Annotated in this window: 19 protein-coding genes and 1 pseudogene; 5 read left to right on the top strand and 15 right to left on the bottom strand. The window is 42.5% G+C overall.

Annotated features, from left to right (window positions below):
- Positions 1 to 25 precede the first annotated feature (25 nt).
- The 4 genes from EIZ58_RS01480 to EIZ58_RS34730 form a co-directional block, all read right to left on the bottom strand.
- Positions 26 to 811, bottom strand: coding sequence for an alpha/beta fold hydrolase (locus EIZ58_RS01480; protein WP_167577431.1), 786 nt, complete (start codon positions 809 to 811; stop codon positions 26 to 28).
- Between the two features lie 29 nt (positions 812 to 840).
- Entirely contained in the window at positions 841 to 1,629 is a 789-nt protein-coding gene (locus EIZ58_RS01475; protein ID WP_167577430.1) for an IclR family transcriptional regulator, read from the bottom strand.
- Positions 1,630 to 1,942: 313 nt separating this feature from the next.
- Positions 1,943 to 2,542 (bottom strand): TRAP transporter large permease subunit, encoded by a 600-nt coding sequence (locus tag EIZ58_RS34735; RefSeq protein WP_134698749.1) that lies wholly within the window; start codon positions 2,540 to 2,542, stop codon positions 1,943 to 1,945.
- A complete protein-coding gene (locus EIZ58_RS34730) occupies positions 2,454 to 3,125 on the bottom strand; it encodes a TRAP transporter large permease subunit (RefSeq protein ID WP_167577428.1) in 672 nt (223 codons plus the stop codon). Before EIZ58_RS34730 ends, EIZ58_RS34735 begins: the two co-directional genes overlap by 89 nt.
- A 353-nt stretch (positions 3,126 to 3,478) precedes the next feature.
- On the opposite strand from EIZ58_RS34730, the gene EIZ58_RS01460 reads away from it, so the two are divergent.
- The 5 genes and pseudogenes from EIZ58_RS01460 to EIZ58_RS01440 all read left to right on the top strand — a co-directional run.
- Positions 3,479 to 4,921: a sigma-54 interaction domain-containing protein gene (locus EIZ58_RS01460; protein ID WP_134698747.1), complete on the top strand. Its 1,443-nt coding sequence runs from the start codon at positions 3,479 to 3,481 to the stop codon at positions 4,919 to 4,921.
- Positions 4,922 to 5,202: 281 nt separating this feature from the next.
- A complete protein-coding gene (locus EIZ58_RS01455; RefSeq protein ID WP_167577427.1) occupies positions 5,203 to 6,402 on the top strand; it encodes an acyl-CoA dehydrogenase family protein in 1,200 nt (399 codons plus the stop codon).
- Between the two features lie 2 nt (positions 6,403 to 6,404).
- The gene (locus EIZ58_RS01450; RefSeq protein WP_134698745.1) at positions 6,405 to 6,893 is read left to right on the top strand and encodes a PNPOx family protein; all 489 of its coding nucleotides are present in this window, start codon (positions 6,405 to 6,407) and stop codon (positions 6,891 to 6,893) included.
- Positions 6,874 to 7,302 carry a VOC family protein gene (locus EIZ58_RS01445; protein WP_134698744.1) on the top strand — a complete coding sequence of 143 codons (429 nt, stop codon included), beginning with the start codon at positions 6,874 to 6,876 and terminating at the stop codon, positions 7,300 to 7,302. Before EIZ58_RS01450 ends, EIZ58_RS01445 begins: the two co-directional genes overlap by 20 nt.
- A 138-nt stretch (positions 7,303 to 7,440) precedes the next feature.
- Positions 7,441 to 7,842, top strand: a pseudogene (locus EIZ58_RS01440) (DMT family transporter); the annotation flags it as partial.
- A gap of 440 nt (positions 7,843 to 8,282) precedes the next feature.
- Here the strand turns inward: EIZ58_RS01440 and EIZ58_RS01435 are convergent.
- The 11 genes from EIZ58_RS01435 to EIZ58_RS01380 all read right to left on the bottom strand — a co-directional run bounded on the left by EIZ58_RS01435 (position 8,283) and on the right by EIZ58_RS01380 (position 19,856).
- A complete protein-coding gene (locus tag EIZ58_RS01435) occupies positions 8,283 to 8,933 on the bottom strand; it encodes a nucleotidyltransferase family protein (protein ID WP_134698742.1) in 651 nt (216 codons plus the stop codon).
- Between the two features lie 14 nt (positions 8,934 to 8,947).
- The gene (locus EIZ58_RS01430; RefSeq protein ID WP_134698741.1) at positions 8,948 to 10,219 is read right to left on the bottom strand and encodes a molybdopterin molybdotransferase MoeA; all 1,272 of its coding nucleotides are present in this window, start codon (positions 10,217 to 10,219) and stop codon (positions 8,948 to 8,950) included.
- Between the two features lie 5 nt (positions 10,220 to 10,224).
- Positions 10,225 to 10,470 (bottom strand): molybdopterin converting factor subunit 1, encoded by a 246-nt coding sequence (gene moaD, locus EIZ58_RS01425; protein ID WP_167577426.1) that lies wholly within the window; start codon positions 10,468 to 10,470, stop codon positions 10,225 to 10,227.
- 69 nt (positions 10,471 to 10,539) lie between these two features.
- Positions 10,540 to 12,063: a ThiF family adenylyltransferase gene (locus EIZ58_RS01420; RefSeq protein ID WP_305033823.1), complete on the bottom strand. Its 1,524-nt coding sequence runs from the start codon at positions 12,061 to 12,063 to the stop codon at positions 10,540 to 10,542.
- A gap of 5 nt (positions 12,064 to 12,068) precedes the next feature.
- Complete coding sequence (gene moaA / locus EIZ58_RS01410) at positions 12,069 to 13,091, bottom strand: GTP 3',8-cyclase MoaA (protein ID WP_134698739.1); 1,023 nt, start codon at positions 13,089 to 13,091, stop codon at positions 12,069 to 12,071.
- Between the two features lie 15 nt (positions 13,092 to 13,106).
- A complete protein-coding gene (locus EIZ58_RS01405) occupies positions 13,107 to 14,156 on the bottom strand; it encodes an XdhC family protein (RefSeq protein WP_134698738.1) in 1,050 nt (349 codons plus the stop codon).
- A gap of 48 nt (positions 14,157 to 14,204) precedes the next feature.
- Positions 14,205 to 15,323: an acyl-CoA dehydrogenase family protein gene (locus EIZ58_RS01400; protein WP_167577425.1), complete on the bottom strand. Its 1,119-nt coding sequence runs from the start codon at positions 15,321 to 15,323 to the stop codon at positions 14,205 to 14,207.
- A 158-nt stretch (positions 15,324 to 15,481) separates the two neighbouring features.
- Positions 15,482 to 15,931, bottom strand: coding sequence for an SRPBCC family protein (locus EIZ58_RS01395; protein ID WP_134698736.1), 450 nt, complete (start codon positions 15,929 to 15,931; stop codon positions 15,482 to 15,484).
- Positions 15,932 to 16,020: 89 nt separating this feature from the next.
- Complete coding sequence (locus EIZ58_RS01390; RefSeq protein ID WP_167577424.1) at positions 16,021 to 18,390, bottom strand: xanthine dehydrogenase family protein molybdopterin-binding subunit; 2,370 nt, start codon at positions 18,388 to 18,390, stop codon at positions 16,021 to 16,023.
- A 24-nt stretch (positions 18,391 to 18,414) separates the two neighbouring features.
- On the bottom strand, positions 18,415 to 18,963 hold the full coding sequence (locus tag EIZ58_RS01385; RefSeq protein ID WP_305033822.1) for a (2Fe-2S)-binding protein: 549 nt from the start codon (positions 18,961 to 18,963) through the stop codon (positions 18,415 to 18,417).
- A complete protein-coding gene (locus tag EIZ58_RS01380) occupies positions 18,963 to 19,856 on the bottom strand; it encodes an FAD binding domain-containing protein (protein ID WP_134698734.1) in 894 nt (297 codons plus the stop codon). Before EIZ58_RS01380 ends, EIZ58_RS01385 begins: the two co-directional genes overlap by 1 nt.
- Between the last annotated feature and the right edge of the window lie 69 nt (positions 19,857 to 19,925).

Raw genomic sequence — 19,925 nt, 5'->3', positions numbered from 1 at the left:
TTCCTCCCCTTTAATTAAATTTAACTTATAAAAAATCAGAAACGATCTTTGCGATCTCTTCTGGTTTTTCCATATGGACTTGATGACCGCTGCCTTCTAAAGCATACATTTTGCAACGGGGTATCCACTCGCGGACAATCTCAGAGAGAGCCGGCGGCGTTATTTTATCATCCAAACCGACAATAAGTTGTACAGGTGTTGTGATTCTATTTAATAACGAGTAGTTATTAAGATTCGCCACACTTCTGCAACATAAAGCGTATTGAGCAGCAGTATTGCTACAAATGATCTCTTTATATTTTTTAACGATGTCCGGTCGATTCTCCAAAGTTTCTTTTGAGAATCCAACCTTAATTAAATCATCAATAATGCCATTCAAGCCAAATATCTCAACTTGTAAGGCTCTCTGTTCAAATGCATCCGTCATCGCTTGATTGAATTCAGGCAAGGTAGATATTGCTGTAACGGATGAACAAGCAGATGGATATTTAGAGGCAAAAGCTAGGGCAATAAAACTTCCTAGTGAATGGCCTACCAAATGAATTTTAGTAAGACTTATTTTTTGAAGAAGTTCTTGAACTTGATCAATCCACTGATCAAATAGAATGCGTTCACATTCCTCTGATGCTCTATTCTCCCCAAACCCAAGTAAATCGATAGATATACATAGAAATCTATCTTTAAGTTGTTCAATAATAGGTTCCCAGACCTGTTTCTTCATTCCTAACCCATGCAAAAATAGTATGGGCGGACCATTTCCTCTAACTTCATAAAATAAATATTTCGGTTTCATGATTTCATCTTTTTTCAAGACCATTTCATCACCTACTTAATTTCAAATTATTTGAAACCCACAGCATCATTTTCATAATAACCAAAACATCGTGAAGCATTTAGAGCAATCTTGCAAACCTTTTCAATATATTCTTCCTTATGTTGTTTATATCTTTCACTTGGCATTGTAACACTGTAAGCAGCAATTGGTTTTTTGCTAGCATCAAAAACTGGGACGGCAATGCAGCAAATTCCTTTGGTAAAACCTTCTTCTTCCACACAATAGCCGTTTTCCCTAATGACCTTTAATTCTAATAATAATTCTTCCAAACTTGATGGAGTGAATTCAGTTAACTTGTCGAACGTTTTGTCTTTAAAATATTCTTTTACCTTTTTATCAGGCCAATAGGCAATAATTGATTTAGGTAAAGCCCGCGCATGAGGGTATTCTCTATAACCGATATATAATGTTTTGACTTTGATAGCTTGTGGGCAATCAATGATTCCCATAAGAACAACTTCATCATCAACCTCTCTTCCAAGATATGCTGTCTCTTGTGTCGTATCTGACAGTTCTTGCAAGTAAGTATTCAGTAGCGTATGCGAGGCCATCGAATGGATAAAGGCATTGTGTAGAAATGGGATTTGATACCCAAGCATAAAAACATCATCTTTCAACTTATTAACATATCCAGCATCTAACAAAGTATTGATTAAATGATAGGTAGTGCTTAAATTTAATTTCAGAGTTATACTGATTTCCTTAACTAGTAACCCATTAGGATTTTTTCCAAGCAGGTCTAAAACTTGCAACGCTTTCGAAACAGATTTTATTCTCGTCTTTTGATTATCCATTATTATCACCTGAGACAAGTATATCAACTCAAACATTTCAAATCAATGAAAATAATTTCATATTATGAAATAATCAAATAATTAATAAAATTATAATAGTAATCTTTATTAAAACATGACAAAATAAAAAAAGCCTTCTCATTTAAAGAGAAAGCTCATGGCTAATGTGAAATCATCAAATGTCGGTCTACAGCTAACGTTCATCACTCCATAACACCGCTTCACCCAAAAAGAACTTTAACTCCATACAAACCCCGATCAAGAACCGAGAAATAGGATTGTACGGATAGGCTAGCTGTTCCTCAATTGTCTACTATTGTAATTCTATCATCATATTCGGCAGCCATGTGGAAAGCTCCGGAAAGATGAACAGAATTAGTGCAGTAATACCCATCATCACGATAAAGGGAAATGCGCCACGGAATATCTCTCCGATTGTCGCTTTCTCACCCAAGGCAGATTTCATCGAGTACACAACCAATCCAAATGGTGGTATCAAAAGTCCCATTTCAATGATGATGACCGCAATCACACCAAAAGCGATCAAATCAAACCCTATAGCTTTAACAAATGGCAGCATTAGAGGCATAGCGATGAGTAGAATGGACGTCGAATCCAAAACCATGCCCATGATTAATAGGATTAGCATAAAAATGAGAATGAGCAAAGTGGATGAAACAGTAAGACCTTGAATAAACGAATCAAGGGTGTTCAAAATACCTCCTATAGAGAGCATGCGTGAATACATTTGTGCAGTAATTAATAGTAACAATACACTGGCCGAAGTGTATCCTGTTTCAATCAAGGTTTTCCACAAAATACTCTTATTCAGCTTTTTCTTCAATATAACAATCAAAAACGCGCCGAAGGCACCTCCCCCCCCCAGCTTCCGTTGGAGTAAAATATCCGCCATATAGCCCGCCTAACATAAGAACAACCAAAATTCCGATGGCCCAAGGGCGGAATATGGTTTTTAGATCCTCCCTAGTCCATTTGCCATTCCCCTCAGAACTCTCTCCACCGACTAGTTCAGGCTTTAATTTGGACAGTACAAAAATACCCAGACAGAAAATAAAAGATAATAATATTCCAGGAATAATACCTGCGATAAAAAGCTTCCCAACAGAAACCTCAGCTAACATCCCGTATATAATAAACAATAAACTTGGAGGGATGAGCATCCCCAATACGGAACTGCCAGCAATGGTTCCTAAAGCAAATTTCTTATCGTATTTAAGATTCGTCATGGGACCAAGAGATACTTTACTGAATACAGCTGCTGATGCAACGCTCACGCCAGTAATGGTAGCAAAAACAGCATTGGCACCAACCGTTGCCATCCCTAATCCGCCACGGATTCTTCGAAGTAGAACATGAAAAGATTGGTAGAGTTCGGTACTGGCACCGGCTACATTAGATAATAAACCCATCAGTACAAATAAAGGAATGACCCCAAAAATGTATTCCCGAATACCCTGAAATGCTGTTGTACTCAACATGTTGATGCTGGCCTGAAAATCACCTTCCACTTTTTTCTATCATTCCTTCCTAGGCTTTCTAAAAATTAGATTTGCATTAAAACTAAGCAATTTTAATGCAAATCCTTTTTGTTATGATAGAGCGTAAAAATAGCAATAAGATGCTAAACTCCAGAGGGAAATCATCCACTTTTTGGTCTATAAATGAACCGTTGTCTAAAAATAGACCAATCAGTTCTAAATAGCAGTTATGAGAGCGCTTTATTTAGTGCTTACTTCTTTTGAAAAGTTTCTTGTGGTTTAATTATAAACCATTTAAACTATTATCAACTTTAAAAATATATTGATTTTTCAATAAGGTAGGGTGAATTATGACTCAAACAGAGAATAATTGTGATAACCAACAGAATGGACAGGACTGGGAGGATATCTTCAACTCTTTTTATGACGGTGTATGGGTAGCTGATGGCGAGGGACGAACCATTATGGTCAATGAATCTTACGAAAAATTAACGAATATTAAGAAAGAGGATGTTCTGGGGAAATATGCTCATAACCTAGTCAAGGCTGGCGTTCTTTCTCAATCTGCTATCCCTGGCGTTATCAGCACTCTAAAACCAGTCACCATTATTAATAAACTTAATAATAAGCAATTGCTAGTTACAGGTGTGCCTGTTTTTTTCGACGGTAAATTACATCGAGTTGTCTGCAATGTTCGAGATATTACCCAATTAACAGATTTGCAGAAAGAAATTGAGCAAAAAAACGAACTCATTAACCATTATGAAATGGAAATTAGTAAGTTCAAAGGGACATTAGGTAAGATGGAAGAAGGTCCTGTCATCCGAAATGAAAAAATGGTGAAGCTGTTCGAAGTGGCTCATCATGTATCTTCCACACAATCAACAATTATAATTTTGGGAGAATCGGGAGTAGGCAAAGAGGTATTGGCCAATTGGATCCACAATCACAGCCCTCGAAGCAAGAAGCCCTTTATGAAAGTGAACTGTTCAGCTATTCCGGAGAATCTGATTGAGTCAGAACTGTTTGGCTATGAGGCAGGTGCCTTTACAGGCGCGACCAAACGAAAGCTGGGAGTATTTGAGCTTTCAAATGAGGGTACAATCTTTTTAGACGAGATCGGAGAGCTTCCCTTAAACATGCAAGCCAAGTTACTTCGTGTCTTGCAGGAGAAAGAGGTGCAGAGAATAGGCGGCGGCAAGCCTATTCCCATTAACATTCGGGTGGTTGCAGCCACTAACCGATCTTTAGAAAAAATGATTGCAGAAGGAACATTTCGCGAGGACTTGTATTATCGCCTCAATGTCGTTCCGTTTATACTCCCCCCCTTGCGCGAGAGAAGAGAAGAAATACCCATTCTGGCTACCCATTTCCTTAGCCAATTTAACCAGATGTATCAACGTAAAGCTGAATTCGGGCCGGTCATTATGAAACGCTTGATGCAGTACCATTGGCCCGGAAATGTTCGTGAACTAAAAAATATGATTGAAAGAATGGTTGTGATGTCCAAAGATAATCTGGTAAACATAGACATTCTATCGGAATATATAGATCAAACCACAAATCCTCCTTCCTCTTCTTCTTTATCTTCGTTTTCAGAACAACAAGAAGGAGGACTGAACGATTTGGTGATGGACTTTGAAAAAAAGATCATTTTAGATATTCTTCGCCAATCCAAATCCATTCGCCAAGCTGCCGGATCTTTGCAGATTAGCCATTCTACCTTAATAAGAAAGCTTCAATCTTTTAAAATCGATTATCTGTCCTTCTTGGGAAAAGGAACTCTAAAATGAAAGGAACCCTCAAATTGAGGGTTCTTTTTCTGTTTGGTTCAATTGACGACCAATAACGGTGCAATACCAAACCGTTTATCCCCTTATTTCATGGAACCAACCGTAAAATGGTTGATTATCGCACCAACTCAATTCTCCCCCTCTCCTCTCCAATCGTTATCGTGCTTACCATTTCTATTTATTCTTTTGGCACGAAAAATGCATATACCCATAATCAAGAACAATTACATTTTGTCTTAGAGAAAGGAGTTATCAGACTGATGACTAAAGGAGGGATCATGGTGAAAACACAATCAAAACATGCCATTGCGGAAAAAGTATTGTCTGCAGTTAAATATCTCGCCACGGAAAATTTTGCTCCAAGAGCAAGCATGTACGATAAAGAAGGGAAATTTCCATATGAAAATTATCGGGATTTACATGAGCAGGGTATTATCGGACTCGTAGTTCCGGAAGAATATGGTGGATTAGGTGCTGATTCCTTTTTAATGGGAGATGTCCTAAGAGAGATTGCGAAGGTAGATGGATCAACGGCGAATACTTTTAATATGCACTGCACAGTGATCAATATATTAAAAGAAATGGCCAATGTTGAGCAAAAGCAACGATTATTTACAGAAGTGGTTAAAGATGGGAAGCTTTTTGCCTCTGTTACGAGCGAACCTACCAGCAGCTTACGTGGAAATTTCCGTCCAAGCACAATAGCAAAAAAAGTGGAAGGCGGATATATCGTTACAGGAACCAAACATTTTGCCTCTTTAAGCTCAGCCGCTGATTATTTCAACACTTTATGTCTATTAGAGGGCGAAGAGTCTTTGGAAAATGGCTTGATTTTGCTGGTTATTCCACGCGAAATACCGGGTGTAAGGATTGAGGAAACATGGGATGCCATGGGTATGCGAGGGACAGCTAGTAATACCATCCACTTCGAAGGTTGCTTCGTAGAAGATAAGAACCTAATTGGCGAGCCCGGAGATGCTATACGCAAGCATGTCAGCGATGGGTATGCCTTTGGTTTTGGAGCCATAGGGATTGGGCTTGCCGAAGGGGCATTGGATTTTACCGTGCAGTATGCTAAGAATACTACTTTCAAGCCCGATCCTCATCCGATCAGTCATTATCCTACCATTCAGCAAAGAATTGCGGAAATGACCGTAGAAATTGAATCTGCTAAGCAGCTATTGAAACAAGCTGCTCTGTCACGTGAAACAGGAACACCGGAGGAGCGGGTTTTGCCTGTCACTCTCGCTAAATATGCAGGCACGGAAGTATCGATCAAAGTGACAGACATGGCTATCCGTGTTTGCGGAGGAAGGGCCTATATGAGGAAATATCCATTGGAAAGAATGCTTCGTGACGCACGGGCTGGCATGGTGATGCCGCCTAATAACGATAAGTGCCTTGAGATTATCGGTAAGGCTAGTTTAGGATTCGAGGTTTCCGGCGGGTGGCTTGAAAAATCAAAAACAAAGGAAGATTAATCATGTCAAGTCAAATAAAAGAACTTACTCCTGAATTGGTTAAGAAGCTTCAAGGCGAAAAATTAGTATACATTGTAACCGTATGCCCATCAAGAGAAATCTATTGCACAGCCATATCCTGGTTAGCCGCTGTAGATCGGAATCATATACGCTTTGCCATTTCTCCTAAATCACCGGTAATTGAAAATATTAAACAGGATCCTAACATTCAATTATTAGTGACCCTTCCGGACAATGTTCGAGCCATTAAAGGAAAAGCAAGAGTTCTATTAGAAACGATTCCTGAGGTTTCTTTTCCCATGACTTGCATTGAAGTCATTATCAATGGGTCCGAAGATATTATGTTTTACGGCGGCCGACTTGTATCCGAGCCCCAGTATGAAAAAACCTATTCCGTTGATTTATCAAAGAAACTAGATACTGCTATCTATAAGACCCTACGTAATAAACAAGAATACGAGGAGGTATATTATGAAGCTGAAAAGAATTGATCATATCAGCGTTTCCGTGCAAGACGTTGAGAAATCAAAGGATTTTTATGGTCGCATACTTGGCTTGGAGGAAATTCCCCGTCCCAATTTTAAATTTGATGGGGTGTGGTATAAACTCGGAGAAGTTATGATTCATGTCATTCATAAAGAAGATTCTAAACGCGCGGACTGTAGCAAATTATCCGTTCAGGAGGCCCATCTAGCTTTCTTTGTCGATTCTCCCCAAGAACTGGATGGTATTATTGAAGAATTAGAGAAAGAAAATATCGTCTGGTACGAGCTAGAAAATGCCCCTAGCGGTCTTCGCCAACTTTTCTTTAAGGATCCCGATGGCTATATGATTGAAATTGTCACCCCTGACCCTGCAAATACGAATTATGAATCCGTTTATTTAAAGTATTACGTATAATAATAGACTCTCCTGGACTGCTTAAGTTCAAGGAGAGTCTACTTCTTTCTAGTTCCGGATACTCAATTCAAAGCTGGAAAGCTATGGAGAATAGTCATGATTAAATTGTTATATTTATTCTAAGTCTTTTTTGGTGGTGCGTGCTTAAGTATTCAAGGGTCCATTAATAGCGCTTTAGGGAAAAGAGTTGGCTCATTGGAAGCAATATTTGTAAATTTTTTCATAGGAACTCTTTTTATTTTTTTCATTTCAATATTTTTCGGAAAAGGAAACATGTTGCACATAGTTGATGCCCCAAAATGGCAGCTACTCGGGGGATTTTTAGGTGTAATTGTCATTTCAACCATCGTGTTGACCATACCTCATCTTGGCGTCACTCTGGTTTTCTTGTCGATCATCAGCGGGCAAATTTTTATAAGCATGATTATTGATCATTTCGGTTTTCTTGATGTACCTAAAATACCAATGGACTGGAGACGGATTTTTGGTTTCATCATGATGGTAATCGGGCTAGCTTTTATATCTCGCAGCATCTATTAGCAAAAATATTCAGGGGGGACAGATCAATTGGCCTAGCAATAAACCTAACATCTTCCTCTCCTTTTCTTATTTGTTTTTAACGTTAAAACGCTTACATAAATACAAGGAATTGCAAGCTTTTAATTCAAGTGCAAGAAATCCATAGCTCTGTAGTTCGGGTGGTTATATTTATAATAAATGAGGAGAGGACCTACTTTTTTCGAAACTTTCCCATCCCTTAATCTTTATTTACTCTGAAACAGCCAATCCATAGTCCTTTTCAAATTTAGTAGTTGGACATAAGATATCTCAACAGTAGCTATGTTGTTAGTGAAAAAGAGAGACTAAACTGTCTCTCTTTGATTGATCTATCGTATTTTAGAAAAGTACTTTCCAACAGTCATTCACTCACAGAAAAACGTCACATGGTAAGATGTAATTTAGTCTGTCTGATTCCTAGGTCACCTCTCTCCCATATCTGGGAGAGAATTCATCATTTTTGCATATCTTGGAGCTATCTCCTTAATCTTCGCTAAATCCTCAGGGGTGTCGGCATCCATCCCCCATTCAAAGGACTCAAATGGAATGGCCTTTAAATGGGACTGATGTTTTTTTATGATTGATTTTCCGCCTTCATCCCCCTGAATGTTTTCAAATTCCCCAAATAAATCCGCATCAAATAAAACAGGGTGACCCGCGACGCCAGCATAAACAGGTCGTATGATACGAACACCTTCTTTCTGATCAAACTCATAAATTTCCAGAATTTTTTGAACGACTACAGGATGTACAAAAGGCTGATCGGCTAAAAAAACAACAACTGCATCAGCCTGTCCTGTTAAAGCTTTGATTCCGACTTTTAATGATGAAGCCATCCCCGTTTGAAATTTCTCATTCTCGATGACCTCTATATCTTCTATATCAGTGACATGTTGACGCAACTCCTTTACGTGTTTTCCGCCAACTAAAATGATGGGCTTTAGGCCAGCGGAAACAGCTGCATCAACCGAATAGCGAAACAGTGGTTTCTCATCCAACGGAATCAGCTGTTTAGGCTGTCCCATACGAGTTGCCATTCCAGCTGCTAAAATGAGTGCACCTATATTCCCCATATGATTGCTCCTTGCTATTCTTCTTGTTTGATAGCCCCTAATAATTCCACTTCAATGAGCTCGCCTTCATTAAAGCCTTCATTCCCGGGAACCCTGACAAGACAGTTGCTTTCCAGGAAGCTGGACAGGACATTAGATGACTGTTTCTTCGAAATCTTGAGTCTCAGTTCACCGGAAGAAGACACGTAGGATAACCCTCGCAAATACCTAGTATGAGGCATATCCATCTTTTCAATCTTTTCATCGCATAAAGCCTTTATCCGCGGCGGGAAAGGATCTTCCGATCCTGACATGAAGCGTATGGCAGGCAACAAATATAACCATGCATTGACGTAAGATGATGCTGGATTTCCAGCGAGGGAAAAAATCGGCTTTTCTTTCCATGTTCCATACAACACAGGCATTCCCGGACGTGTCAAAGTCTTCCAGAATACCACGTTTGCCCCGATTTTCTCAAAAGCCCTTCCCAAATAGTCATATTCACCCATGGAAACTCCACCGCTTGTAACCAGAATATCCACCTGTTGCAGGATCTCAATCATCCTTTTTTCCAGCACTTCCGGCACGTCCGGCACAAGACCGAAATGGACCGGGGTCCCGCCAGCCTGGCTGATCAGACCGGCAAGCATCACGCCGTTACTGTCACGGAGTTTACCAGGAAGCATGGGCTCATCTACATTCAGCAATTCACTTCCAGTCGAAAGAATGCCGACCGTAGGCTTAGCATATACCGGCACTATCGCGACTCCAAAAGTAGCTAGAAGTGCCACTTCAATAGGCCCTAGAAGAGTACCTGGTTTCAATACTACATTTCCCTCTTCCATGTCTTGCCCCTTTGGGGAAATGGCCCCGCCAACCGGAATGGACTCGTAAATCAAAACCGTTGTCCCGCCATCCTCAGCCTCCGTTTCCTCTACTTTGATCACGGCATCCGCTCCTGTCGGAATGGGTGCTCCCGTCATGATACGGCTTGAAGTGCCTTGGGTTATTTTTTGCCTAGGCATATGTCCGGCTGGAATCTCTTCGATCACCTGCAGCTTAACTGGGTCGGACCCACTTGCCGATCCCACATCTTCTGCCCTAAGCGCATACCCATCCACCATCGATCGCTCAAACATCGGGACGTCGTGGTCTGCCTTAACGGTTTCTGCGAGGCAATACCCATAGGCTTGAGACAAGGGAATATGAATAATCGGAAGAGCCCGTATTGTTGAAAAAACAAGCTGTTGTGCTTCCTCCAATGGGATAGGGGACAAATTGGGGACATGTTTATTCACTACGTTCATTTACTTCAACCTCCACTTACGGGCGGAAAAATTGCAATCTCGTCCGATTCTTGCAATACAGGATTGCCCTTTACGTATTCTTGATTCAGCGCCACATGACAGACAGGCAGCAGGTCTGCGCACGCGGGAAATTGTTTTATTAATATTCTTTTCATATCTTCTACTGTTGAACGTGAATGTAAAAAAGGTGCCCAGCTGCTCGTTCCGGTTTTATCGACCAATGAAGCAAAGAACAATACATTTACTTGCAAAGCCAACACTCCTCTTCCCATAGGTAATATAAAAAATCTACTAATTCTACTATCTAATTGAACATTGTCTTAGCCGCCGAGATATTGTGCATATAAGCCGCGAGCGATTGAATGTTCAGAAGTTCCGTGAACGAGGACACGGCCATCCGGAAAAACAGAGAGATGGTATGCGCCTGTATCAAAACGAAGAAAATAAGGACTTAATCGAACCGCTCCCAAGGGCGAAAGTTCCTTCGCCAAAAGGACTAAATCCAAATGTTTTGTTTCCTTGGGGCGTACTTGTATGGTATCCCGGCCACATAGCAAACTTACCGATTCTCCCTCTTCTCCCTGCAAATAGGGAAAATGCTTCTCTTTACAGACCCGGCAAGAAGTGTCTGCCGGAAGTTTCATTTCACGCTGGGCGAAATTCCACATCTCAACATGCAACAAGCTTTTCCTCACTTTTTCTTGATCCTTGACGAGAATCTTCAAGGCTTCCGCCACTTGATAAGACGCAATCACTTGAACAATGGGCCCGATTACCCCTGCCGTTTCACAGTTAGGCAATAGTCCGATCTGCGGTGACGTAGGATGAAGGCAGGCAAAACACGGTCCCTGGCCAGGCAAGAACGTGCACGTTTCCCCGACATCCCCGACGATGCCACCGTAAATCCAAGGTATGCGATGCTTGAGGCTTACTTCATTAATCAAGTAGCGTGTTGCAAAATTATCATTTCCGTCTAAAATCAAATGCACGTCGCTCAGCAATGCTTCCGCATTCTGCGCATTCAGATCTTGAGCGATTGCCTCAATCTCAATGGAGGAATTAATCTGTTGGAGATTCGTTTTCGCAGCAACAGCCTTCGGCAAACTAAGTGCCGCATCTCTTTCATGGAACAATGTTTGGCGCTGCAAGTTGGAAACATCGACAACATCGCGATCAATGATCCGCAAAAACCCGACACCAGCACGTGCTAAATGGTTAGCCATAGCTCCCCCAAGAGCACCCACACCCACAATGGCAACCCGAGATTGCGCTAGTAAATCTTGCCCTGGTTCACCAATAGGAGGGAAGCGCATCTGGCGGGCATACCGATCGCGATCGGACCAATGGGTGTGCGGGTGCCCTTCTCGGCATTCCGTTTCCATCCAAGCCGTTTCGTGGATGTGGCAGCCCTCCACCCACTCCACGCCATCCTCGAAAATTTCCTTCTTCCAAATCGGCACGGTTCGCTTCAATTCTTCAATCGCATAACGCGAAGCTGCATAGGCTTGGGGACGATGGGGCGAGGAAACCGCAATGGCTACACTAATATCCCCGATACCCATATCTCCCAATCGGTGAGTGATGGCTAGGCGAGCATCTGGCCATTGTGCAGAAACTCCGTCACCTATACGCTGAAGCTCTTTGAGAGCCATAGGTTCATAACCTTCGTAGGAAAGAGCCGCCGTTCTCTTTCCATATGTCCATTCCCTGACGGTTCCTGCGAAAAGAAGGATCGCTCCCGCTCCCTCATGTTCCACTTTGGAGACAAGATCTTGCACACTTATGGGACTTGTTATTATTTCGAAATTATTGTTCATCGATTTGATCGCTTCTGTCATCCTCATCTGTTCTATCCTCCAATGTAGTGCATTTCTATCTTCTTATGGTTTGGAATGTTTGTATGGTCAAGTCTCTCGTCAGAATAACGATCGATTCTGCCGTTCCAAACCCCCTGGATTTGCAAACGGATTTCTTCATCACAAGCTCCAGCATGAATGAGGGAACGAAGGTCAGTTCCTTGATTAGCAAACAAGCAAGTATAGAGACTTCCATTCGCTGAGAGACGAGCCCGCGTACAGGTTGAACAAAAGGACTCTGTGACCGAGGAAATGAACCCGATCTCTTCCTTCGTGCCGCGATAGCGATAACGGCTGGCCACTTCACCTAAGTAATTGGAGGGGATAGGTTCTAAAGGCATCTCCGCATTAATGCGCTCCACAATTTCTCGTTTGGACAACACCTGCTTTAGATTCCATCCGTTGCTATTTCCAACATCCATGAACTCAATAAATCGCAAAATATGTCCGGTTCCCCGGAAGTATCGGGCCATGGGCAAAATCTCCTTGTCGTTCACCCCTTTTTGCACAACCATATTCACTTTCACTTTTATTCCGATGTTCACCGCAGCTTCAATTCCTTCCAGAACGGTTTTGACATCGCAGCGCCCGCCATTCATTCGGCGAAAAACTTCATCGTTTATACTATCCAGACTTACGTTGATCCGGCAAAGTCCGGCATACTTGAGTTCGTTGACATGTTTGGCAAGGAGCGAACCGTTCGTCGTTAAGGCAATGTCAGAGATGCCCTCGATCTTTCCTAACATCCGGATTAGCTTCGGCAGATCTTTGCGTAACAACGGCTCGCCCCCGGATAGGCGAATCTTCCCGACGCCAAGTGATGCAAAAATCCGAGCTAGCCTCGCAATTTCTTCAAAAGTGAGCAACTGATCCTTCGGGAGAAACTGAAAATCGGGACCGAACACTTCTTCCGGCATACAATAGCGGCAGCGAAAATTACAACGATCTGTGACTGAAATGCGCAGGTCACGGAGAGGGCGCTGCAGGGTGTCTGTTGTTTGTGGAATGGAATCCATTTTTCACTCTCCCTTTCATTTTTGCTTGTTATTCCTCACTGCCAGTAACTCTGCCAGAATACTTATGCTAACTTCTTCGGGACCCTCAGCGCCGATACCCAACCCGATTGGGGATTTGATAGAATCAGGTAAAGGTTCAGGAACGATTAAACGTTCTGTTCTTCGCCTAGGACCTAATACTCCTAAATAGCGGGGGGAAATCGGAATAAGTTTGCGCAATATATGACTGTCTCTCTGAAAGCTATGCGTCATAATCAATACAAAGCTTTTGCTGGATATATTATTTCTTTCCAAATAGGATTCTGGATGCTCTGGTATTAATTGATCGACCGTCGGAAAAAACCTTTCATTGCAACGATCACTTCTAGGATCGATGATGGTTACATGGAAGTCGAGTTCAGAAGCCAATCGGGCCAAAGGTTCAACATCCGGACCCGCCCCAAAAATGTATAACAGCTCTCTCGGTTCATATAATTCGAACAAAAACTCCCCACCGAGATCGGCTGCCTTCATGACGTCAATCTTTTGCCCGCTATTCATAAATTTCATTAACTCAGGAAGAAGCATTTGCTTTATGTTTTCTTGTACATCGCACAGAATATCCCCCTTTTCGGAATAAAACAGATGAGATCTTTCCCGAGAATCGTCAGAAATTCTTTTGGCCACCGCAACCTTATTGCCAGATTCTAATACCGTTTCCACTTCAGGCCATATCGGCTTGCTGTGAAAAGGCGGCTTATACTCCCATTCGTAGGGTTCAACATAGACCTTGATGCTTCCATTGCATCCTGCACCCTGGCCCCAGGATAAATCATCCTCTGATCTGAGGTCGTAAGTCAACGTTTGCGGCTGGTTATTGATAATGACTTCTTGAGCGCGATAAGCTAAATCTTCCTCTAAACACCCTGCACTGATCGTCCCATATTGACTTCCGTCTTCGCATATCAGCATTTTGGCTCCCGGGTGTCTGTAAGCGGAACCATCCACAGCGATGACGGTTGCCATTGCAAATCTATCACGATTCTTTTCTTTCATTTTCTTCATATGTCTATAAAAATCATTCATGGCCACTGCTCCTCTGTTTTGACTAATTTTTTCATAGATCTGCGTCGTTTAATTGCGATCCTCCTTACCATGCTTACGTCGTTCAGTCCCTAGCATCAACAGGCATTTTTGAGTATTAGGAGGCAATAGCTGGGTAGCATAAGAATTATTTCTCAGATAAATGAACTTATTTTTGGAGATTATCCCTTCCATTCCTAAATGGTTTATCGTGCCTTCTGTTACCTCCCGAATCAACATATCGGAAGATGCTTTTGCGCGTCTTAGACAAACACCGGAATCGGCAACCGAGTGAGGACGTGAGTGAATGGATTCATTAAGCAATAATTCTGTACTGCGCCGCAGTACGTCAATTAGACCTAACCATCTTATGACCTCGACATTGTGATCAAGGTTTTTTTGTTTTTCCAAAAACAGTTTCATTCCCGAATCTGCCATGCCAAGGTTGATGGCACATATCCCGAGTGAAAGGATGTCAGGATTTAATAAAGCAGTAATGGCTCCAGGTTTGCCGACCAACTCGGTTGGAGTTAATACATAGTGATTAAAGCGCAAACTATGAGTAGAGGAGGCAACCATCGCATCAAAGCTGTTTGATTTGATTACCTCAACCGCAGGAGCCTTGCTGCTGGCAATGCAAACTTGCAAAGAATTCATAGATGGATGGATCGCTTCCGTTTGTGCGAAAACGACATAATAATCTGCCAAACCTGCAAGGGTGCAAAAATCTTTTTGGCCGCTTAATATCATTGAAACTTTTTCTTGGGATACTCTAGTGGAAAAATCATATCGGTAGTCTCTTCCATGCTCGGACCGGGCAAGCGCAAAAATTTTTCCCTCTTCAATCCATGTTGCCAAACGATCTCGGAAAGTTTCATCCCCTAATTCACTTATCATTTTGACCGCAATGTTATGAACATGCACACCCAAGGCCAGCGCTCCATCTCCATTAGCCAAAATTCGCAATACGTTTAGGTATTGCTTAAGTTCCAGTCCCCACCCTCCCAAACGGGAATCAATCAACAAACGGTGGAATCCGCCTTTGACGAAATGCGGCCAGATTTTCAAGAAAATTCGTTCTTTATCTGACTCCTGATCTACGTGGTCTTGCATCACTTTCGAGAGGTCTTTTGCAGGATCTAGTAAGTCATGACATAATGTGTTTTGCATAGCTTTCCTTTCCCCCCCTCTAGTCTTCATCTCAAACTCAGGTATTTCCGCGTGGGCGTTTCCGTGCCCACGCGAGGAACCTGAGGAACTCAGAACTTAGCATTTTCTAGAATATTAAAAGCTTTAAAAATAGAGTTATTAAATAAAATATTACCCACTTACATTGACACCTTAATGGCTTCTTTCTTAAGGGCTTTAAAAAATTGACCCATAAGCAAACTTGCCACACCAGACAGCATGCGCTGTCCGATACCTGCCACGACGCCACCGACAGTAGCCTCTCCTTCGCAGTTGACTTTAGTTTCATTTTCAGAGATGGGCTCTAGTTTGATTATCACATCTTGGTGTACAAATCCTAATGGACCTTCCCCGTCCATTACCAATCTGAATTGTTCACCGCTAATGGCATCCACGAGTTTTACGGTTCCTTTATATCGTCCTTTGACCGCCTTGATTCCAACCTCTAGTTCTGCACTGTAAACATTTTCTCCTACGGATTGCAATGAATTTAATCCTGGTACGGTTCGCACCAAAACATCGGGATCCGTAAGCATTTCAAACGTCTTCACTGGATTTGCGGGAATCTCATGGATAGCAGAAATTTTCATTTTACAACTCTCCCTTGTTTAGAATCACTTCGAAGTTCTTTGCGATTGAATGGGTATAAAAATGATTACAGGGAGTTTCCTCCCAGTAATCATTGCTTAAGTTCTTTAAGAATTCGCCAAATCGATTCTGGTGTGATGGGCAGGTTTAAGATCTTAAATCCTGGACAATCTAGAGCATCTGTTATCGCACTGGCTAACGTAGCAGGTACTGGTGCTGGTATTCCCTCACCCTTTCCTTTTGTTCCAAGCGGTGTATAAGGTGTAGGGACATTGAACTCTATCATTTCGATTGGCGGCACATCCGCTGCTGACGGCATATGGTATTCCATTAGGGTGGTCGACAGAGGCTGACCCGCTTCGTCAAAGGCATACTTTTCAAAAAGCGCATTCCCTAACCCCATGACGGCGCCACCGTGAACTTGTCCGCGAACCAACATCGGATTGATCGGAACTCCGCAATCATCCACAATCACATAACGCAAAATCTTAAAAGCTCCCGTTTCCGGATTCACTTCGACAACGGCAGCATGTGCACCAATACTTAACATGCTCGCAATATCAGCCTCAAAATAAGAGGTAGCTTCCAAACCCGCCTCCATTCCTGGCGGAAGTTTTGTTGGAGCTAAGATGGCGACATCCGCAATTTCTAGCAGGCTTACTCTCTTCGTTTCATCTTGTTCCCAAATCACTTCTCTATTGGTAAAGACAAAGTCTTCTGTTTCTAAAGGAAGACCCAGAATATGTGCAGCGATCTTTTGCATTTTCCTTCTAAGCTTGCGACAAGCAAGCACTGCTGCGCTAACCGTATAGGAGGCTCCCCGATTGCCCAGTGTTCCAGATGCGAATGGAGTAGTGAAGGTGTCGCCGTAACTAATATATATATCTTCAATGCTAACTCCTAGTTCGTCCGCCACCGCTTGGCCAATCGTCGTCTCATGTCCCTGTCCTTGGGGAGAATCCCCTTCGAACACCTGAATCATGCCATACGTATCCACCTTAACCGTCGCAGACCCATATCCCGGTTGATTTTCCATCGGAACAAAGAATTGGGAGCCTATACCGGACATTTCAGCCCCCATAGCGAAGCCGATCCCAATCAATCTTCCGTTCTTTCGTGCTTCTTTTTGTTCCTCTTTCACTCGGTCATAATCTATGGCTTCTATTAAAGCCCGGAAAGCGCCTTCATAATCACCACTGTCATGAGTGACACCAGTAGCTGTAACATATGGGAATTTCTTAATGATATTCTTTTGGAACACGTCACGAGGATCCAAATTCAATTCTCTCGCTACCAAATGCATAGCATAGTCCATAGCGAATCGAGCAGGGAATTCTCCAAACGCCCGACCTGGGGATAAACAAGGTTTATTCGTTACTACACACGAGAGGTCGATGTGAACATTCGGAATATCGTATGCATTGGTCAGATAGGCAGCTCCCAGCCAAGGCATGACAAATCCCATATAAACACCGTTGCTTCCATCCCCCGAGTCGGCAATCATGCGGTCTTTGACACCTAGAATTTTGCCATCCTTGCGGACAGCAATTTCCAGATTATGAATTTGATCCCGTTCCTGTCCAATGGTCATCAGGCTTTCCATTCTATTTTCAATCCATTTCACGGGCCTTTTTAGCTTCATTGCCAAATAGCTGACGATAAACTCTTCCCGATACACAGGCGCTTTGGTTCCAAAGGCTCCTCCCACATCCTTGGGAGCGATGACACGAACCTTATCGTGAGATATTCTCATAATCTTTGAGATAGCCATTCTTAAAATATGTGGCCGTTGCGAGTTAATATGAAGGGTTAAACCCGTAAAATTATCATAGGATGCGACCATCCCGCGCGTCTCCATCGGAGCCGCTCCTGTACGATGCCCATAGAATCTTTCAGATAGTATATAATCCGCTTCGCGGAAAGCCTTTTCAACATCTCCGTTAGCAAGTTGCCCATGCCATAGCACATTGCTTTTCCAATCTTCATAGATTTTCGGAGCATCCGGTTTCATAGCTTCTTCTGGATTGACAAGGGCAGTCAATGCTTCATATTCGATTTCTACTAATTGTGAAGCATCCTCTGCTACGTATTTACTTTCTGCTACAATGGCCACTATGGGTTCTCCCACCCAATTCACCTTATCAATCGCTAACGGATAAACGGTTGGAACCTGGAGGTCTCCTCCTAAATTAGGTCTCATAGCAGGAACGAGAATCGGCTGCATTGCTGCGGCAATCTCTTGACCAGTTAGAACAGCTACCACTCCTGGGTGATTTTGTGCCTTTGATATGTCAATATGGCGAATTCGCGCATGGGCATGAGGACTTCGTACCAGTTGAACATATGTTGTTCCAGGAAGAGTTAAATCTGCAATATAAGTTCCTTGCCCTACTAATAATCTAGGGTCTTCACGGCGACGGATCGACCGTCCAACCCATTTTGTCTCAGTTACAGTCGTCATACAACCCATCCTCTCCTTTTGAGCCTAATAAGTTAATAGCTTATCGCGTTCCTCTTTTGACATGGATGCCAAGGTATCAGCTGCATACTTGACTGCTTCAATAATATGTTCATAGCCAGTGCACCTGCACAAGTTTCCGACTAATGCTTCTCTAATTTCGTCAGTAGAAGGGTGCGGATTGACCTTTAATAGATTGTAAGCTGAAATCATCATCCCAGGAGTGCAAAATCCGCATTGCAAGCCATGTTTCTCCCAGAATCCTTCTTGAATGGGGTGGAGGCTTTCCACTGTTCCCAATCCTTCTACTGTCATAATGTTTGTTCCATCCGCTTGAACAGCCAATTGCAAACACGATTTGACGTTTTCGCCGTTTAGCGCGATGGTACAAGCTCCACATCTACCTTCTACAGAACAACCCACATGCGTTCCGGTTAAGCCTAACTCTTCCCGCAAAAAGTCCACTAGTAGCATTCTGATCGGAACTTCTTTTTCTATTATTTTTCCGTTGACGCGAACATGGATCGTTTTTTTACCACCCATACTGATTCGTTGCACATCGTTTAGCTGATTCATTATATAAGATCCTCCTTAGCTCGCTGGATGGCTTTCGTTAATACATTGAATCCATATTCTTTTAGAAGAATTTTTCGGTATTCAGCAGTAGCACGCATGTCAGATTCCACTTCTATTTCCTCCGCCAGGACGTCTGCAGCTTGTTTCAAGACTTCAGGGGTTATGATTTTCCCTTCTAGAAACACTTCCGTATTAACGGCTCGCTGAGGGCGAGGATTCACTCCGCCTACATAGATTCGGGGGGATAGACACTTATCTTCTTTAAGCGTTACTTTTGCTCCTACACTAATGACGGCAAAATCGCCAAAGACCACCGAATGCTTGCTATATGCAGTCCCTGTACCTTTTTTAGGGGCGGGAATATCGATATGAGTGAGAAGTTGATCTTCTTCAACAACGGTCATCATTAATCCAAGGAAAAAATCCTCTGCGGAATAAGTCTCTTCCCCGGCCTTGGATGAAACTCGCAAAATTCCATCTAAAACTAAAATAGGCACTGGAAGATCCGCTGCCGGATCGGCATGAACTAAACTTCCGCCGATGGTTCCTCTATTCCTGATTTGAACATCCCCAATATATTTAGCAGCATCTGATATTATAGGGTATTTCGAGACCACTAATGGATGGGAGGCCAGCGTTTTATGCCTGGTCAGTGCTCCGATTCGTAGAATGCGCTTTTCAGGGTCCCGGTATTTTTCACCGAACTCTTGCAATTCCAGAACTCGATTGATATCAATCACGACCGGCGTTTCCACCATTCTAATTTTCAATAAGGGCAGCATGCTTTGTCCGCCAGCGATGATTTTCGCCTGGCTCCCGTATTCTTTTAATAAATCTAAGCATTCATCTAAGCTGGTTGGAGCAAAATATTCTGATATAGGTGCAGGATACATTAATTTTCCACCTCTTTATTAAAAAGTTGTCCTCACAATTCTCTAGCTCATGCAACTCTCATTTCATCG

Source organism: Ammoniphilus sp. YIM 78166 (assembly GCF_004522215.1).
In the GTDB taxonomy this organism is placed as follows: Bacteria; Bacillota; Bacilli; order Aneurinibacillales; family RAOX-1; genus YIM-78166.
This window is presented reverse-complemented; position numbering and strand designations above follow the sequence as displayed.

Coding starts and splice junctions, on each gene's coding strand:
- EIZ58_RS01475 (WP_167577430.1), bottom strand. CDS start 1,629: ATGGATAATCAAAAGACGAGAATAAAATCTGTTTCGAAAGCGTTGCAA.
- EIZ58_RS34735 (WP_134698749.1), bottom strand. CDS start 2,542: ATGGCGGATATTTTACTCCAACGGAAGCTGGGGGGGGGAGGTGCCTTC.
- EIZ58_RS01460 (WP_134698747.1), top strand. CDS start 3,479: ATGACTCAAACAGAGAATAATTGTGATAACCAACAGAATGGACAGGAC.
- EIZ58_RS01450 (WP_134698745.1), top strand. CDS start 6,405: ATGTCAAGTCAAATAAAAGAACTTACTCCTGAATTGGTTAAGAAGCTT.
- EIZ58_RS01445 (WP_134698744.1), top strand. CDS start 6,874: ATGAAGCTGAAAAGAATTGATCATATCAGCGTTTCCGTGCAAGACGTT.
- EIZ58_RS01435 (WP_134698742.1), bottom strand. CDS start 8,933: ATGGGGAATATAGGTGCACTCATTTTAGCAGCTGGAATGGCAACTCGT.
- EIZ58_RS01430 (WP_134698741.1), bottom strand. CDS start 10,219: ATGAACGTAGTGAATAAACATGTCCCCAATTTGTCCCCTATCCCATTG.
- EIZ58_RS01420 (WP_305033823.1), bottom strand. CDS start 12,063: ATGAGGATGACAGAAGCGATCAAATCGATGAACAATAATTTCGAAATA.
- moaA (WP_134698739.1), bottom strand. CDS start 13,091: ATGGATTCCATTCCACAAACAACAGACACCCTGCAGCGCCCTCTCCGT.
- EIZ58_RS01405 (WP_134698738.1), bottom strand. CDS start 14,156: ATGAATGATTTTTATAGACATATGAAGAAAATGAAAGAAAAGAATCGT.
- EIZ58_RS01400 (WP_167577425.1), bottom strand. CDS start 15,323: ATGCAAAACACATTATGTCATGACTTACTAGATCCTGCAAAAGACCTC.
- EIZ58_RS01395 (WP_134698736.1), bottom strand. CDS start 15,931: ATGAAAATTTCTGCTATCCATGAGATTCCCGCAAATCCAGTGAAGACG.
- EIZ58_RS01390 (WP_167577424.1), bottom strand. CDS start 18,390: ATGACGACTGTAACTGAGACAAAATGGGTTGGACGGTCGATCCGTCGC.
- EIZ58_RS01385 (WP_305033822.1), bottom strand. CDS start 18,963: ATGAATCAGCTAAACGATGTGCAACGAATCAGTATGGGTGGTAAAAAA.
- EIZ58_RS01380 (WP_134698734.1), bottom strand. CDS start 19,856: ATGTATCCTGCACCTATATCAGAATATTTTGCTCCAACCAGCTTAGAT.